Genomic DNA, 15822 nt, shown 5'->3' with positions numbered 1-15822 from the left:
TAGATTTGCATCTATTCCTTCAGCCTCTTTACATACGGCGATTTTTAGTCAATTAACACGTTGGGCTTTGTCATTGTAGTAGAGCGTTATTAAACTTGTGAATGTAGGTTATTAAAAGTCAAAAAACCTTATCCCATATATACACTAGCACAAGTATCTGGAGCAGGTTCATAAAAGCAATGATTCTTAAATTGTCCTGTAAACGGCTGACCATACCATGTTGGGGGACATGGTGCATATGGATTGAAGTACCAGAGTGCGTATTTTGCTGGATGTTCTCGCCAGAAATCTAAGTTTTGTTTCGCTAATCTTTTTTCCGTTTCTCTTGCTCGTTGGTAAAACATATTGCCTTTTTGAACAGCTTCGAAAGAATAGTTTCCGCCTTGTACCTGGTAAATAACCTGCTCAATCGTTCTTACATCATTGAAGTCTAAACAGGACGCCACTGCACGATTCACAATGACATTGCCCACGTAAAGCATACCTTGTTGACCTTCACCCTCTGCTTCTGCTCTCATCATCCTTGCCATTAAAGCAACGTCTGCATCACGGTATTTTACTCTTGGCATTTTTCCACCTCCACCTTATAGTATGAAAAAGAACAAGGCTAGTTTCACTTTATCTTGAAATTCGTTGTTTTTGTATATCACTCCATAAAAAACACCATCTTTACTGTTCAACAGCAAGATGGTGTATTTTCATTAAAAATTATTTTTGAAGTATGGCGTTTTTTTCAGTACAACACATACTGGGATGGCGATAACTAAGCCTACGGTGTTTTGAATGACGTCCCCAGGAATGGATGCCAGCGGGGCAATCCAGCTGTTGAACATAATGGCTTGCCCAACATAGTAAACAGCGATCATCACGGGCATTGATACTACTGCTCCTAAAATATTCAGCCCAAGATTATCACCTTTATGTCCTTTTGACCAAACAATTTTACCGACAATAAAGCCTTGTAATGCGCGTGAAATAATGGTTGTGGGTGCCCAAATTAACCAGCCACCTACGATATCGAATAAACCCATTCCAATAGCTCCAGCAAGTGCTCCTTTTTTAGGCCCGAATAGAATAGCGGATATAAACAGCATAGATGTTCCTAAGTGGATAAGGCCCCCTTGCCCAATCGGTAGCTTAAGATTGATAAACATTGTAGCAACGAAAACAAGTGCTGCTAAAATGGCTGTAATGACTAAATCAAATGTTTTTGTACGTGATTTTGTATAGGATGTTGGCCTTTGTATATTTTGCATTTGTCTCTTCCTCACTATGATGAATATTTTGATGATTTTTACTTTAACAAAGGACTGACTATTGTAAAAGTGTCAATTTCATAAAAAAGTTAAGGGTCAGTTTGAGGTTATTTTCGCATCTTTCTAATTGTGATACGATGAGGAGAGTAAAAGCAGGATGAGTTAGGTGGAATGTATGATGAAAAAAGTTGCTGTAATTCAAGATATGTCGTCCTTTGGAAAGTGCTCATTGACGGCTGCGATGCCTGTACTCTCTGTGATGGGTGTGCAAGCAGTCCCACTACCAACAGCTATTTTAACGGCACAAACAGGATATTCAAGCTTTTATTGTGAAGATTTAACGTCAAAGATGGACTCTTTTATAGACGAGTGGAGTAAGCTTGGAGCTACCTTTGATGGTATTCATACAGGCTTTGTTACAGGTAAGGAGCAAATCGATAATATATTTCGCTTTTTAGACGTGTTTCACTCAAATAAGACGACGTTGCTTGTCGATCCAGTAATGGGCGATCATGGTGAGGTCTATAAGATGTTTACTGGTGAATTGCTTGATCGTATGAAAGCGTTAGTAAAGTGTGCTGATATTATTACGCCAAATGTTACGGAATGTTGCTTGCTTACAGGTTTATCCTATGAAAGGCTATTGAGCTATCAAAATGATACAGATTATATTCATGCCCTTAAGGAAGCAGGTCAGCAGTTACAGCAAGCAACTGGAGCAAACGTCATTATTACGGGTTTGAATCCACCAGTAGGGGATACGGACAAGCGTTATGTTGGCAATATGTTTGTCGATTCTGAGCGGTCTTTTCATAATATCCGCAACTATAATGGTGAGAGCTATTCAGGCACAGGCGACCTCTTCGCATCCATCATAATGGGCGGCATGATGCGCGGACAAGATTTAATGGAGTCAATGACACTGGCAGAAACATTTTTAGCCGCTGCAATTGAAGCTACTTCGAAGGAGCAAGTACCTCGTGAGGCTGGCGTGCATTTTGAAAAGTTTTTACGTATGCTGCTGTAAACGTTAATAAGCCCATAATAAGTAATAGTGATAAAAAATTCGTAAATGTCAGATTCATATTGACCTTTACGGATTTTTTTGTTGAAGGAAAATTAAATAGTCTAGACTTGGTGCAGTATTATGTACAGTCTATTCTAAGCAGCTCAGTCAATTAGGATGGACAAGCTCGATGATATTATCAAAAAGATTTTATGGTATCATTTTGCTTTCATTTATCGCTACATATGATGTCATGTTTACTTATTTGCTTGAAAACATTGATTGGATTTTATTGATGACCGTCATCGGTGTGTTAATACCAATGTATTTATTACAGAAGGGTATTCAATATTGTGAAGTATTTTTAGTCATGATGTCATTGTGTTTTATTCCTGTATTCACCTTCTTTTTTCAGCTATTCGATACACGGTTACAATGGTCAAATATTACGTTAATGGGTGTGTTGTTGCTGTTATTGTTTGGAATTTTAAGTGTAGTTCTAGAACAAAGAGCTCGTAGCGTTTCCTAATAAAATTTTTCCATGACAAAGTTGCTATACTGAAAAATCCAGAGCCAGTTTTGATGGGCATAAAATCAAATTGGCTCTATTTGATTTCTTTAATTGTACCTTTCAAATTCTTTCCTCCTAAAAGCCCTTCCATCCTATTAAAGTGATGCCTCTCATGAATAGCCAACAACTGAATAGCTTGAATGAGATTAGGATAATGCGCAATGGGATCAGGAAAAACAATATGCCCTGCAACATCCTCGTCTATATTTTGTACTAACTTTTGCAAAGCAAGTGTCTCGTTGATAAGTAATTGCTCGATATCATAACTGTTTAATACAAAGCGTATTTTCTTAGGTGGAATCAAAATACTGGGTGCTCGCATTCCATGTCCTTTTTTGGATTGATATTCTTCATAAATATCATGTATTTCAGTAGAGAATGGCTTGTTTCTTCGCATTTTAGCGATAGGCGTAAGGAATAAAGAATATTTGGTTGCTGTGTGGAGCATTTTGAGAATCAAATAAAGGTGATAAAAGTGTTCACCAATGGACCATTTTCCCTCGCGTGTTACTCGCCATAGTTCTTCCTGTAAAAGTGAATGAATAGCTGGTAGATAGTGTGCTCGTTGTGCCTGTAATGTAAGAAAGTGTTTTGACATATTAGTAGATTCCATAGATTTTCAGCTCCCTTATTTCCATTTTAAGGATTACTGTTGGAAAAGTACATCAAATGCCAATCGTTATGGCCGATAAATAGGAAAAGTATGATAGGAGGAAAAGGCATGGAAATTAGACAATTAACAGCTGCAGATGCTGAGGTATATAGAGATTTAAGATTAGAGGGATTGCAAACAAATCCAGAAGCTTTTGGCGCTAGCTTCGAGGAAGAAAAGGATTTGTCAATTGAGTCGTTTGCAAGTAGGCTCGAAGGACAGGGAACATTTACGTTTGGGGCATTTGACCAGGAGGATTTACTCGGTGTGGCGACATTGGTGCAAGCAAATAAAATGAAGCTAAAGCATAAAGCGAGTATTTTTGCCGTTTATGTTTCTTCAAAAAAACGGGGATTGGGCATAGGAAAACAACTAATGGTAGAGATCATCAATCAAGCAAAGACACTAGTAGATGTCGAGCAAATTAATTTAACAGTTGTTTCTTCCAATGAATCAGCAAAAGGATTATACAAATCGTTAGGTTTTCACGTTTTTGGAACAGAACGAAACGCCTTAAAAATAGGGCAGCAATATTTTGATGAGGATTATATGGTGCTGTATTTCTAAAAATGCTAAAAAGCCTTTGAAGTATTCCATCTTCAAAGGCTTCAATTTATTAGGATGAGTAACAATGGAACAATGAAATTAAAGCAAGGAATAAAAGAATCCCCGTAATAAAAAGAATAAGTAAAGAGCTAACAATGCCCACTTTTTTTATAAGTAACCATAGACTTAGCAAGATAGTAAGGACCGATAATGGGAGTGCCAGCCAAAATCCAAGATTCCCCAAGTATTCAATCATAATGGGGAATGAATGGTGAAAGTAATTGTAGGGAATATCTAGCATGAGAAAAATGGTCAATATAAGCTCCATAAAATCCCCCCATCTACATATTTGTTCTTACATATATGGTATGCAGAAGCATCTTTAAGTCACACGGCAGCATCCTTTTTAAAGGATGCTGCCGTATATTTTTTTATAGGCTTATTAATTTTCCCTTTTATCTAACAATTTCAAGATGATCGCTTCCAAATTTTCTATTTTCTTCTCAAAACGCATAAAGAGATAGATGGTAATGGCAATAGGGAAACCTGAATTACCTATTAGGTGAACCCACATTTGTATAGTTTCAATTGGTATCATAACATCTTCCTCCCTCATTATTGTGATGCTTACAGTTATGAAAAGTGAACGTACGATTAATAAAATCAATATGAATGAATAAATTAGGGAACATTTGTTCTGTTTTTGGTTTATAATAGATATATAATATTCACTTTAATGAACAAGAAGGCGAATATATAGGAGTGATGCGAATGTGTAATGAGTACAAAATAATAGAAGAGTTTTTTTACAGAAATAGAGAACAGGTTAAAAACCCAATTATCAGGAGTTTTTTGGCAGATGCCCAAAATCTTTATTTGGTACAACATGCAATCTTATATCCCAATGATTGTAATTTGAAAATGGTTGATGAAACATTTCAAGCTCATTATCAAAGGGTACAGAAAATAAAATATATCAGCAATTTAATTTATTTCTTTAGCTTGGATTTCGATAAAAAAAAGAGAAGATTGCAAAATCGCTTTTTATTAGTCGCAGATAGTGGTCTAATGGACGACGGTATAAGAGACGAAGAGAGCGAAGAAGAAGGATTATTAGAAAAAATTGAAAATGAACAGCTCTTTAAAGGCTTGCAAAAATTAACAGACAAGCAACTGCAAATTTTAGAAATGATTTATGTCAAAGACTATTCTATAAAAGTAATCGCTGAAACATTACAAACAACACCACAGAATATATCCAACCTGCATCGAAAGGCTTTAAAGAAGCTTCATCATATTATTAGAAAGGAGGAGATTTAGTCAATGCAGAACAATATGAATGAGGAGATGCTAATAATTATTGAAAATTTTACGCCAAAAATTAAGCAGTGTCTTCATCAAACAAGTTACCAGGATAGAGAAGACTTGGAGCAGGAGATTAAGCTGAAAATTATTGAAAAGCTGACAAAGAAAGAATTTGAAAACACACCTAGTTTTTGGAATTTTTTTGTATGATAAAAAAAAGAGCAATGCCCTTTTAAGAAGGACAATTGCTCTTTTTAATCATTAACCCTTTAAGAAATCTGGTTTTGCAAAGCTTGGATTTGGATATGTGTAGAAGCCTTCACCTGTTGCGCGGCCCAATTTCCCTTTTTCGATGTACTCTGTTTTTAAGAGGTTAGCTAATTTTTTCATGTTTTCATCACCAGTGGCAGTTGCTTTCGCTTCCACAATGTTATAGGCAGTGTTAATGCCAACGATGTCTAGAATAGCAAATGGTCCAAGTGGAGCGCCTGTACCAATCATCCATGTTTTATCAATTGTTTCTGGATCGGCCACTTCTTTTACAAGTAAAGATTCAGCTGCATCTAAAAACGGAACTAGTAATGAGTTTAAAATATAGCCAGGTTGCTCTTTATGCAATGGTAGTGGTACCATGCCAATGGCGCGTGCAAATTCAATCACTTCATCAAATACTTTCATATCTGTACCAGGGTGTTTCATAATTTCCGCAGTATTGTTTTTCCAAATTGTATTAGCAAAGTGAAGAGCTAAAAATTTTTCAGGACGGCCAGTTGCTTCAGCAAATTGGCTTGGTAGTAAAGTAGACGAGTTTGTTGCAAAAATTGTTTTTGCTGGTGCTACTTTTCCAAGATTCGTGTAAAATTCTGTTTTGATGCTCACAACTTCAGGGATTGCTTCTATAACAAGATCAGCATTGGCAACGGCTTGCGCCAAGTCACTATTAAAAGTAAGACGTGCATAGGCTGCATCCACTTCTTCTTGTGTAGCACCTAAATCTTGTTGATAAAATGGTTTTAATTTTGTAATACGATCCTGTGCATTTTTTAACGCCTCATCGTTAATGTCATACACTGTTACATTAAAGCCTTTGAAAGCAGATTGATAAGCAATTTGGCTTCCTAATACACCACTACCTGCAACCGTAATGTTTTGATAATTCATCGAAATTCCTCCTTTGAAATTGTTACATCAATATAATAGTGTGGATATGTAGATCAATCCTTCGTTACAATTCCATACTACTTCTACCGTTGAATAAAAATCAAATGAAAGCCTCTAACATTATATAAATATAAAGTATATTGAAAGAAGTTTCTTTCCAAGTATGTACTCGCTGTTAAAGAAATATAACAAAGAACAGCCTTTAAGCTGCCCTCATTTGAGAGATATATCTAATTACATATGTAATTGTTGTAGATAGCATTAAGTAATTTGTCTTTCTGTTAAACTAGTTTCAAACTCAAACGTAAAATAGGAAAATTATAATGTGTTAAAAATGGGTCTTTTATATAATTATTGTTTAATTCCCATATTTTTATAGATTTATAAACTGTTGTTTTAGTACACTGAATCTATGAATTGAAGGGGGAAAAACAGTGAAGAAAATAATGTTAGCTGGTGATTGCATGTTTTACAGGGGTTGGTGGACAGGTGTATGCCCAGGATGTAGTAAATGTGGCAAATATAATCCATTCAAAGCAGAATGTTGCAGCCACTAGTCAGTTACAAGCCATGCCCTATCAAGATATTTATAAAATGCTTTTGTTATCTAAAATAGGCTTTGAAAATAACGAAGTGTCGATTGTTACAACAAAAAATAGTATTACAGTGAAAATTTCATTAGAGGCGATTCTTCAATCGTACAAAGATGGTACAAACCTCTATCCTGAGGGAGAAAAAGAGTTTAAGGAAAACTATGAAGAACTAAAGAAGTTATTTGGGCCTGCGATTCAAATAAAAATTACACAAACTAGTAATGGCTATAAGAGTGAGGTATATACAGCTGGCAAATGGGAAGCAGTTAGTACAGAGGATTTAAATGATATGGTACAGGTATTTGCTCGTGCCGACGTTGAGTTAAAAGCAGGTGGATATTTCAAGGATGCTATTGGTCATTGGGCTGAAAGCTATATTCAGTTACTATATCAAACAAATATCATTAATGGGACAACGGCTACTATGTTTAATCCAAATGGACAAGTGACGCGTGGAGAACTGGCGGCTATTATTTTCCGTGCATCTGGCTTAAATGTGAATGAAGATTATGAGGGTCCTGCTTCTTATACTGATCTTAGTGGTTTCTGGGGTGCTAAGGAGGTAGCGATTCTTGAGGAGTATGGATTAATCGATATTTTCAATGGTGAAAAATTTGAGCCGAAAAAGCCCGTTACACGAGAGGAAATGGCCTATATTACTGCTAGGTATTTAGAAGGTATGGAAGTGAATGTTGCGCAAGTGAGCAAAAACAATTCATTCACAGATAAAAATCAAATGCGTCAAGAAACAGTAGAGGCTATCGGTCTATTGCAACATCTAGGTATTTTAAATGGTACGAATGGTAAGTTTAACCCAAAAGGTAATCTTACTCGGGCAGAGGTTTCTAAAATTTTAACGCTTACTTTAATGCTAGTTAGTGAAGAAGAATAAAAAAGGAAAGGGATGTCTCATGCGCGGAGACATCCCTTTGTTATTCAACAAGTATATGGAAAATATAGCTTAGGAAATAACCTAGAAAGAGATACATAAAAAATGCTTTAAATGAGACTTTCTGTAGCTGATGCAAAATGAATTCAGAAATACTAGCTGTAGCAATCAATCCTATCGAAATGCCCATTAAGATCCCTTGTGCTTTGTCTGGTAAAGCCCAATACTGACCAAACCAGATGAAAATACTAAAGAAAATAGAGAAGATGAAGAAATAAATGAAAAGTCTCCAAAGCCTTTCACCTTGAGAGATGAGTGCAGTAGATAATGCAAATCCCTCTGGAACATGATGAAGAATAATGGAGGCTGTGAGAGAAATACTTAATGCAGCATTTCCAAGTAAATTTCCAACAGTGAGACTAATAGGTATTGTATGGATAATCATAGCTAGTGTTAATAGAGAGACAGAGGGATTCTGTGCATGAGAAGCATGAAATAAGGTATCTAGTAGTTGGAAGATGAAATAACCAATAAAAATACCTAATATAATCCCAAATGATTGATAGATTTGAAAGGAAGAAGGGATGATATCTAGCACAAGCAAGCCTACTAAAAAACCTCCGCACAATAATGATAACCCCTGTGTCGTATGCTGAAATAGCTTAGAGAAAATCCAGGCAATCGCGCCCCCAATGCTCACACTGAAAAATAGAAAACCGCCAAGTATCATTGCACTCACCTGTAAAATTCCTCCGCCCTATCATCAACTTAATGCCTTTTTCAAACTATATGCTAAGTAGAAATGAATATGCTTGACATTGAATTGCCTGCATAAAAACGATCATGATAAAGATGTGCATACTGCAGGTTAGCGAAGGAAAGAATAGAGTCGAAAATATATGCTTGTTGTGATGATACTATGCAAAGGGAGTGTTGTCGTGAAGGCTATAACCTATCATGGAAATAAAGATATTAGAGGGTCCAACTGTTAAAAGAAGGACGATATTATTGTGAAAATCACTTCTACTGCTCTTCGTGGAACTGATTTGCATATTTACCAAGGCGCTATTCTGTCACATAAGAATTATGTAATAGGTAAGAGCATGTGACAAAAGTGAAAAAGGGTGACCGTGTCCTCTTGCCTTTTAATGTATCGTACCATTACATATCAATTGCCATTAGAAGAAGCAAGTAGCCTATGAAATATTTTGTGGACGGGAAGATAACTGTATAAAGTTGATTCTAAACCCTTAAATCGAGTGAGTATGCTCCTTTTTTTGTGGAAAAATAGGGAATGGTTTAAATTGACTGAATATTGGTTTAATTCTATACTTTTTAATAGAAAGGACAGATTCATCGATTTAGCTCATATAGGGAGGAATGGTTGAATGAAATGGGATGCTAGTTATGATGTAGTAGTAGTAGGCTCTGGTGCAGCGGGATTGACAGCAGGTTTAACAGCAAAGTTACAAGGAATGAAATCATTAGTGATAGAAAAAACAGATCGCTATGGTGGTGCTTCTGCTATTTCAGGTGGTGCTTTATGGATTCCTAATAATCATATCATTAAAGGTGCAGGTGTCCCAGATACACATGAACTTGCACGCCAATATCTAGATTCAACAATCGGTGATCGTGTGCCAGAAGAGCTAAAGGAAACTTATATTACGAGAGGGCCTGAAATGTTACGCTTTTTATACAATAAAACAAAGCATATGCGCTTCCAATATGCAAAAGGCTACTCGGATTATTATCCAGAAAAACCAGGTGGGTTGTCACAGGGACGCTCCATTGAACCACTTATTTTCGATTTAACAAAAATGGGCTCCTTAGCAAATTCTATGCGTCGTGCAACTCTATCAACAAAAGGCTTCACGATGAATAGCTACGAGTTTCATAAAGTGAATATGATTACCCGGACGCTAAAAGGTAAAACTACTGCATTGAAATTAGGGGCGCGTTTAGTCAAGTCAAAGGTGACTAAGAGCGATCCAGTAGCCTTAGGAGAAGCTTTAATTGCACGTTTACGCCTCTCCCTTGCAGAAGCAAATGGTGAGCTTTGGCTATCAACGGCCTTTAAAGATTTCATTATGGGCAAAGGAAGAGTAATTGGAATTATTGTGGAACGAGATGGACAAGAGCTTAAAATTGAGGCAAAGAAAGGTGTTGTTCTGTCATCAGGTGGCTTCTCACATAATCAGACACTTCGTGAAAAGTATTTACCAAGTCCTACGAATGCTGCATGGACTTCTTCTCCAGAAGGTCAAACAGGTGACATCCTTGAACCTGGCGTAAAAATTGGTGCAACGTTGGATTTAATGGATAAAGTATGGGGAGCGCCTTCTGTTATTGATCCACAAGGACATCCATTCTTCCTTGTGGCAGATCGTGGCGTGCCCAATATGATTGTAGTGGATAGTGCAGGGCAACGTTTTGTCAATGAAGCGGCTCCATATCATGAATTCGTGGATACGATGTATAAGCATCAAGAGGTCACACAGCAGGCAGTTCCTTCCTGGATATTAATTGATGCTTCAGCTAAAAGCCGTTATATTTTTACAGGATTGTTCCCAGGACAGGCATTCCCGAAAAGTTGGTTTGAGCATGGAGTTGCAAAAAGTGCGGAAACAATTGAAGAGCTTGCCAAACAAATGGAAGTGCCAGCGGAGAACCTAGTAGCAACGGTGAATCGTTTTAATGACTTTGCCCGGAACGGACATGATGATGATTTTTATCGAGGAGGTAGTGCCTACGATAATTACTACGGGGACCCGACACTACCAAATCCAAATTTAGCAGAAATCAAGAAAGCACCATTCTATGCATTGCGTCTATATCCTGGAGACATCGGCACAAAAGGTGGCCTCGTAGTAGACGAATATGCTCGTGTAATAAAGGAGAATGGCGAGCCCATTGAGGGGTTGTATGCTTCTGGCAATTGTTCAGCGTCTATCATGGGGGAAACGTATCCTGGCCCAGGCGCAACCATTGGGCCTGGTATGACACTAAGCTTTGTGGCGACAGCACATATGGCCAATGCAGTGACAAAAGATGAGGTATCACTTGTAAACGTGTAAATGAAACGAAGCCCTTCCTTTTTAATAAGGAGGGGTTTTTACGTTGGTGTAATGTTCTAATACTTTCTTGCTAGGAATATAGTGGCTACTAAATGTATGGCGATGATCACATGAAAAGGAGCGATTTAGTTCATTGCTAGCTTATAAACTCATAACGACTATCGAAGAGTTAGAGCCCTATCGGAGCATTTGGTCAGAGATTCTTGAAAAAGAGTATAATAATAACCCTTTTATTGAGTATGAATGGATTTCAACTTGGTGGACAACGCTCGGGATTCATGACAATGTCAAAATTTACATAGTGGAGCATCAAGGTATAGCAGTGGCCTTTTTTCCGTTAGTGCATTCTGTACGATTTGGTACAATCCATTATTTCAGCTTTTTAGGACAAGGTTTTGCGACCTATATGGAAGTGATTGCTGATAAGGAGTGGTTAGAACCTTCCATTACGTTTCTTTTGAAGGAGTTTTCACGAAAATATAAGCGTTATTTAATCGTGTTACATGGATTATTAGAAAGTAAAAATACCTCTCAAGAATTAGAAAAATATGCGATTGAATATCAGATGCCTCATTCGATTTTTCGAACTGTCACATCTTATATTGATTTCCACACCATTCCTATGGAAACATTTCTAAAGAAGCATCGTAAGAAATTCAAAAGCCTTAAACGGCGTGAAAATAAATTAAAGTCTCTTGGTCATGTCGTCTTTCAGGAAGTGAATCACAATCATCTACAAGACATGTTTACGTTATTCAAGAGAAGATGGCAAAAGAAAATTGATAAAAGTGGCTTTACCGAGAAGCAAACTCGTCTATTTTATGAGCAGCTAGCTAAAACCAACAGTAAGGAGCTTCGCGTAGAAGTCGATAGCTTACAATTTGAAGGACAGTGGATTGCTTTTACAATTGACCTATGCTGTAGAGAGCGCAATTTTTGTCAGGCAATGGGCCATGAGCCAGATTTTAATCTATTTGGTCCAGGACGCCTCATTGAAAAAGAGAATATGCTAAAAGCACATCAAGCTGGCTATCGTTATTATGACTTAGGAAGTGGCTATGAGCCATATAAGTTTGAATGGTATACACATATTGATTTTACTAGGAAATTTGTGATGAGTACAAAGGGAGTTAAAGAGCGTAGTATTCGATTATGTATGGTCATACGTAATCGCCTAAAAGGGCTATTAACGAATAATCATCAGCTAGTAAAATTGAAGCGAGACCGATTAGGAGAACTGCGTTATTTTCTGAAGCATGCAAGCACGAAAGATTGGCTAAGAGCTTTTACAAAAATGTTCCAACGAATGCTAGCCATTCATATTTTAGATGTTTATATTGCAAAGCAACAACAGAGTAACGGAAATGTGAGATTTCAAGAATTATCAATGAAAGACATCATGACAACGAAGGATCGAGAGAAAAATGTTACAGATTTCTATAAGGGCTATCGACTCTTTGCAGATAGCGATCATGTCATCTATAAGCGACACGATCAAACGGTAGCCGAAGAAACGGTTAACTATTCCTATGAGCTGTCAGACAATATGTCGTTTATAAAAGAATATGATAGCTTGCGACTAGAGGAGATCGTTGCAGATGTGCAGCGGGAAGGGAGAGCAGCCTGTACAATAGTCCCTTGGTATAAGAGAACCAGACGAAGAAAGCTCATGCAGGCAGGCTTCCATAAAGTAGCTAAAATTAATATAATAAAGATTTTCAAGTGGCAAAAAATATACGATATGTAAATAACAACACCCTCAGCATATTTGCTGAGGGTGTTTCATTAAAAATGAATACCAGGTTTATCAATTAGCTTACAGCCTGTACCATACTTGGCTTTTAAGGCACCTTTGAAAAGAGTGTGCTCCAGCTCTGGGAATGTCTGTTTCCAAAGTTCAAAGACATTATGGCTAGATGCTTTGCCGTCCTTTGTTAATTGCGCAATATGGAAGCCATATTCATCATTACAGCGAGCCAATGGGCGGTTTTCTCTTACTGTAATAATTCGACCACTTGCCGTCATTTCATATAAGCCTTCATAGCCAGCAATCGCACGGCTTTCTTCTTGTCCTTCAACTAAAGGCTTTTCTTCATTTGGTGCTACTTTTTCCTCTGTCGTTGCTTCTTGTTCAGAAGATTGAGTTTCTTTAGCGCTGTTTCCTGCTGGTAGTTGTTCAACAATCACAAAATCTTTTTTTGAAGCTTTATCGCTCATTGTCGCCATCACGTTCATGATAGAGCCTACATAGCGTAATGGTTTTTCTCTTCCTTCTTCGAAAACAAAAATATTATACTCGGTTTTATTAATCTTTTTCATAATAATATTACCCGTTGTAATAGTAAAACCGATGAATTTGTTCTTTTTAAGTGCTTGTATTGCTTCTTGCTTTGTTAAAATCATTTTGAAAATCTCCTAAAGAATTATTTATTCTATTCTACCATAAAAATTATCACATTGTTTTTCGTAAAATAATGGATGATTTTGTACAATGCAGGGAAATATCCCTATTTTCTCAAAATTAATAATGGTACTATTAAGAATGTTTGGGGAATAAAACTCCTTTAAAAAGGAGCTTTCTTAATAGAGATACAATTTTAGTAGGGAGTGTTGATAGGTTGATCAATGTGCTTGGGGGCATAGGTTTATTTTTACTTGGAATGACGATGCTAACAAACGGTTTAAAGGAATTGGCAGGAGATGCCTTGAAAAAATGGCTCAATCGTTTTACAGGTGGGACCATTAGCTCGGTACTATCTGGTACATTTATGACAATGCTTGTACAATCCTCTACGGCCACGACCTTGATTACGATAGGTTTTGTCAGTGCTGGACTTCTTACATTTGTCCAATCGATTGGCGTTATTATTGGCGCCAATATCGGGAGTACGAGTACTGGTTGGATTATTTCATTAATCGGCTTTAAGATCAATATGCAGACAATGTCACTACCTTTTATTGCACTTGGTGTATTTGTCCAATTGCTCGCACCACGTGATTACAAAGCAATTGGAGGGCTAGTGACTGGTTTTGGCTTATTATTTTTAGGTATTGATGTTCTTCAGGGAGGAATGGCTGCGGTACAAGATAAAATTCCATTCGATGCATTTAGTGCAAATTCTATTAGTGGCAAGCTAATTTTAATTGTTTTGGGTCTTATCATGACGGTTATTATGCAGGCTTCTAGTGCTGCAATAGCAGCCACTTTAACAGCTTTATATGCAGGTGCTATTGATTTTGAACAGGCTGCTTATTTAGTCATTGGTCAAAATATCGGGACGACAGCTACAGCGTTATTTGCTGCGATTGGTGCATCAACAGCTGCAAAACGAACAGCTGTGACACATGTAATGTTCAATGTAGTCACTGCTATACTAGTGACATTGGGTGCAAGGTTTATGTTTGCTCTTACAGAGTTTGTCACGAAATCCATCAATGGTAGCTTTGATGAAACACTCGGCATTGCTGTTTTTCATACATTATTTAGTGTGATTGGCGCGATACTCTTTGTGCCATTTGTTCGTCCTTTTGCAAAGGCCATTGAAAAAATGATACCTGAAAAAGGAAATTATTTAACTCGTAATTTAGATAGTAGTGTTGCCAAACTACCTGGAGTTGCTGTAGAGGTATCCTTTAATACATTGCAAGATATTACTAAGGAAATGACGACAGTACTCGTTTCCCTTATTCAAGGAAAAAAACGCACAGCTGAAACAGACAGTAGATTGGCTCAAATAGATGAGGCAATCGAAAAAACACGTTTATTTATGGATGCTATCCAATCTTCCTCTCAAAAAGAAAGGTATAAGCATATTGCCCTTTTACATGCTTTAGACCACTTATATCGTTTGTCAAAGGCATTACGTGAGCAACATCCAAATGCCTTTCAATTACAGGAGACATTAACCCAAAAGTGGTTAGAGGTATTGGAAAAAGTACTACTAATCATTGATGAGGATGAACGTCTACCTGAGATTGCTACCTTGCTTGAGGTTACTTCCTCTGAAATGGCTACGGTGCGTCGTGATAAACGAAACGCATACTTTGAGCACACTGTTGAAAATGTGGTAGAGTTAGAGACAGCTGTATCGAAAGTGGAGACTTTGCTGTGGATTGATCGACTTGTCTATCACTATTGGCGTACGACCGCTCGTCTTGCAGAGTACCAAACCGTGACTAAGAAAGGTCGTCATATTGACACAGAAAAAAATACAGTAACAGTTGAATAAATGGAATGCTCGTCTTACGTTTGTAAGCGGGCATTTTTCTTCGCTTTACAAATAAAGGAGGATCTAGAATGGTTCAGCATAAATTTACAATGGACTTAACTTGGTCAGAAGGAAGAAACGGTACAGGAAATATCCAAGCTAGTAATTTGCAAACACAAATTTCTATTCCTCGGGAAATGAATGGACCTGGCATTGGTACAAATCCAGATGAAATGCTTTTAGGGGCAGCTGCAACCTGTTATTTAATTACACTAGCTGCTTTATTCGAAAGGTCAGAAATAGATGTACTGGAATTATCCATGCAGGCCCATGGATTTGTTAGTGTAGAAAATGGCATTTTTACGTATGAAAAAATTGTCCATAAACCGACTATTATTGTGCAAGAGCTAACAGAACATCTTGAAAAAAGACTTCTACGCTTAGCACACAAGGCTGAACAAACATGTATGATCAGTAAAGCATTAAAAGGTAATGTTGTAATTGAATGTGATGTTCAAATTTTTGAAGCAAGCATATAATAAGACAGCAAGAGTTATT

General features: G+C 37.2%; 17 protein-coding genes and 1 pseudogene. 11 read left to right on the top strand and 7 right to left on the bottom strand.

Annotation, left to right across the window (positions count from 1 at the left end):
• Positions 1-128: 128 nt before the first annotated feature.
• Complete coding sequence (locus HXV90_RS18330) at positions 129-569, bottom strand: cell wall hydrolase (RefSeq protein WP_004228176.1); 441 nt, start codon at positions 567-569, stop codon at positions 129-131.
• A 132-nt stretch (positions 570-701) separates the two neighbouring features.
• Positions 702-1256 (bottom strand): ECF transporter S component, encoded by a 555-nt coding sequence (locus HXV90_RS18325; RefSeq protein WP_269897723.1) that lies wholly within the window; start codon positions 1254-1256, stop codon positions 702-704.
• Positions 1257-1434: 178 nt separating this feature from the next.
• On the opposite strand from HXV90_RS18325, the gene HXV90_RS18320 reads away from it, so the two are divergent.
• Complete coding sequence (locus HXV90_RS18320) at positions 1435-2283, top strand: pyridoxamine kinase (RefSeq protein WP_269899045.1); 849 nt, start codon at positions 1435-1437, stop codon at positions 2281-2283.
• A 169-nt stretch (positions 2284-2452) separates the two neighbouring features.
• The gene (locus tag HXV90_RS18315; RefSeq protein WP_066037157.1) at positions 2453-2791 is read left to right on the top strand and encodes a hypothetical protein; all 339 of its coding nucleotides are present in this window, start codon (positions 2453-2455) and stop codon (positions 2789-2791) included.
• Positions 2792-2867: 76 nt separating this feature from the next.
• Here the strand turns inward: HXV90_RS18315 and HXV90_RS18310 are convergent, their stop codons facing one another.
• Positions 2868-3446 (bottom strand): DinB family protein, encoded by a 579-nt coding sequence (locus tag HXV90_RS18310; RefSeq protein WP_269897722.1) that lies wholly within the window; start codon positions 3444-3446, stop codon positions 2868-2870.
• Positions 3447-3554: 108 nt separating this feature from the next.
• Here HXV90_RS18310 and HXV90_RS18305 point away from each other — a divergent pair, with 108 nt between their 5' ends.
• The gene (locus HXV90_RS18305; RefSeq protein WP_048394335.1) at positions 3555-4052 is read left to right on the top strand and encodes a GNAT family N-acetyltransferase; all 498 of its coding nucleotides are present in this window, start codon (positions 3555-3557) and stop codon (positions 4050-4052) included.
• A gap of 421 nt (positions 4053-4473) precedes the next feature.
• On the opposite strand, the gene HXV90_RS18300 is transcribed toward HXV90_RS18305, so the two are convergent.
• A complete protein-coding gene (locus tag HXV90_RS18300) occupies positions 4474-4629 on the bottom strand; it encodes a YvrJ family protein (RefSeq protein WP_082148167.1) in 156 nt (51 codons plus the stop codon).
• Between the two features lie 173 nt (positions 4630-4802).
• Between HXV90_RS18300 and HXV90_RS18295 the strand changes: the two genes are divergently transcribed.
• Together HXV90_RS18295 and HXV90_RS18290 are read left to right on the top strand one after the other, a co-directional pair.
• Positions 4803-5351 (top strand): sigma-70 family RNA polymerase sigma factor, encoded by a 549-nt coding sequence (locus tag HXV90_RS18295; protein ID WP_048394336.1) that lies wholly within the window; start codon positions 4803-4805, stop codon positions 5349-5351.
• A 3-nt stretch (positions 5352-5354) separates the two neighbouring features.
• Entirely contained in the window at positions 5355-5546 is a 192-nt protein-coding gene (locus tag HXV90_RS18290) for a hypothetical protein (RefSeq protein ID WP_269897721.1), read from the top strand.
• 51 nt (positions 5547-5597) lie between these two features.
• Here the strand turns inward: HXV90_RS18290 and HXV90_RS18285 are convergent, their stop codons facing one another.
• Positions 5598-6497, bottom strand: coding sequence for a 3-hydroxyacyl-CoA dehydrogenase (locus HXV90_RS18285; protein WP_004228188.1), 900 nt, complete (start codon positions 6495-6497; stop codon positions 5598-5600).
• Between the two features lie 513 nt (positions 6498-7010).
• Between HXV90_RS18285 and HXV90_RS18280 the strand changes: the two genes are divergently transcribed.
• Entirely contained in the window at positions 7011-7982 is a 972-nt protein-coding gene (locus HXV90_RS18280) for an S-layer homology domain-containing protein (RefSeq protein WP_269897720.1), read from the top strand.
• Between the two features lie 40 nt (positions 7983-8022).
• On the opposite strand, the gene HXV90_RS18275 is transcribed toward HXV90_RS18280, so the two are convergent.
• Positions 8023-8709, bottom strand: coding sequence for a ZIP family metal transporter (locus HXV90_RS18275; RefSeq protein ID WP_231595704.1), 687 nt, complete (start codon positions 8707-8709; stop codon positions 8023-8025).
• A 208-nt stretch (positions 8710-8917) separates the two neighbouring features.
• Here HXV90_RS18275 and HXV90_RS18270 point away from each other — a divergent pair.
• The 3 genes and pseudogenes from HXV90_RS18270 to HXV90_RS18260 all read left to right on the top strand — a co-directional run.
• Positions 8918-9135 (top strand): annotated as a pseudogene (locus tag HXV90_RS18270) (glutathione-dependent formaldehyde dehydrogenase); the annotation flags it as partial.
• Positions 9136-9367: 232 nt separating this feature from the next.
• Positions 9368-11056: an FAD-dependent oxidoreductase gene (locus HXV90_RS18265; RefSeq protein WP_269897719.1), complete on the top strand. Its 1689-nt coding sequence runs from the start codon at positions 9368-9370 to the stop codon at positions 11054-11056.
• Between the two features lie 133 nt (positions 11057-11189).
• Positions 11190-12803 carry a GNAT family N-acetyltransferase gene (locus HXV90_RS18260; RefSeq protein ID WP_269897718.1) on the top strand — a complete coding sequence of 538 codons (1614 nt, stop codon included), beginning with the start codon at positions 11190-11192 and terminating at the stop codon, positions 12801-12803.
• 38 nt (positions 12804-12841) lie between these two features.
• On the opposite strand, the gene HXV90_RS18255 is transcribed toward HXV90_RS18260, so the two are convergent.
• Entirely contained in the window at positions 12842-13459 is a 618-nt protein-coding gene (locus HXV90_RS18255) for a 3-ketosteroid-delta-1-dehydrogenase (RefSeq protein ID WP_269897717.1), read from the bottom strand.
• Positions 13460-13683: 224 nt separating this feature from the next.
• Between HXV90_RS18255 and HXV90_RS18250 the strand changes: the two genes are divergently transcribed.
• Both HXV90_RS18250 and HXV90_RS18245 read left to right on the top strand, forming a co-directional pair.
• A complete protein-coding gene (locus HXV90_RS18250) occupies positions 13684-15285 on the top strand; it encodes a Na/Pi cotransporter family protein (protein WP_257962037.1) in 1602 nt (533 codons plus the stop codon).
• 68 nt (positions 15286-15353) lie between these two features.
• On the top strand, positions 15354-15803 hold the full coding sequence (locus HXV90_RS18245; protein ID WP_054549471.1) for an SACOL1771 family peroxiredoxin: 450 nt from the start codon (positions 15354-15356) through the stop codon (positions 15801-15803).
• Positions 15804-15822 lie beyond the last annotated feature (19 nt).

Origin of the sequence: Lysinibacillus sp. JK80, from assembly GCF_027557635.1 — a bacterium.
Classification (GTDB): Bacteria; Bacillota; Bacilli; order Bacillales_A; family Planococcaceae; genus Lysinibacillus; species Lysinibacillus capsici.
This window is presented reverse-complemented; position numbering and strand designations above follow the sequence as displayed.

Coding starts and splice junctions, on each gene's coding strand:
- HXV90_RS18330 (WP_004228176.1), bottom strand. CDS start 569: ATGCCAAGAGTAAAATACCGTGATGCAGACGTTGCTTTAATGGCAAGG.
- HXV90_RS18325 (WP_269897723.1), bottom strand. CDS start 1,256: ATGCAAAATATACAAAGGCCAACATCCTATACAAAATCACGTACAAAA.
- HXV90_RS18320 (WP_269899045.1), top strand. CDS start 1,435: ATGAAAAAAGTTGCTGTAATTCAAGATATGTCGTCCTTTGGAAAGTGC.
- HXV90_RS18315 (WP_066037157.1), top strand. CDS start 2,453: ATGATATTATCAAAAAGATTTTATGGTATCATTTTGCTTTCATTTATC.
- HXV90_RS18310 (WP_269897722.1), bottom strand. CDS start 3,446: ATGGAATCTACTAATATGTCAAAACACTTTCTTACATTACAGGCACAA.
- HXV90_RS18305 (WP_048394335.1), top strand. CDS start 3,555: ATGGAAATTAGACAATTAACAGCTGCAGATGCTGAGGTATATAGAGAT.
- HXV90_RS18300 (WP_082148167.1), bottom strand. CDS start 4,629: ATGATACCAATTGAAACTATACAAATGTGGGTTCACCTAATAGGTAAT.
- HXV90_RS18295 (WP_048394336.1), top strand. CDS start 4,803: ATGTGTAATGAGTACAAAATAATAGAAGAGTTTTTTTACAGAAATAGA.
- HXV90_RS18290 (WP_269897721.1), top strand. CDS start 5,355: ATGCAGAACAATATGAATGAGGAGATGCTAATAATTATTGAAAATTTT.
- HXV90_RS18285 (WP_004228188.1), bottom strand. CDS start 6,497: ATGAATTATCAAAACATTACGGTTGCAGGTAGTGGTGTATTAGGAAGC.
- HXV90_RS18275 (WP_231595704.1), bottom strand. CDS start 8,709: ATGATACTTGGCGGTTTTCTATTTTTCAGTGTGAGCATTGGGGGCGCG.
- HXV90_RS18265 (WP_269897719.1), top strand. CDS start 9,368: ATGAAATGGGATGCTAGTTATGATGTAGTAGTAGTAGGCTCTGGTGCA.
- HXV90_RS18255 (WP_269897717.1), bottom strand. CDS start 13,459: ATGATTTTAACAAAGCAAGAAGCAATACAAGCACTTAAAAAGAACAAA.
- HXV90_RS18245 (WP_054549471.1), top strand. CDS start 15,354: ATGGTTCAGCATAAATTTACAATGGACTTAACTTGGTCAGAAGGAAGA.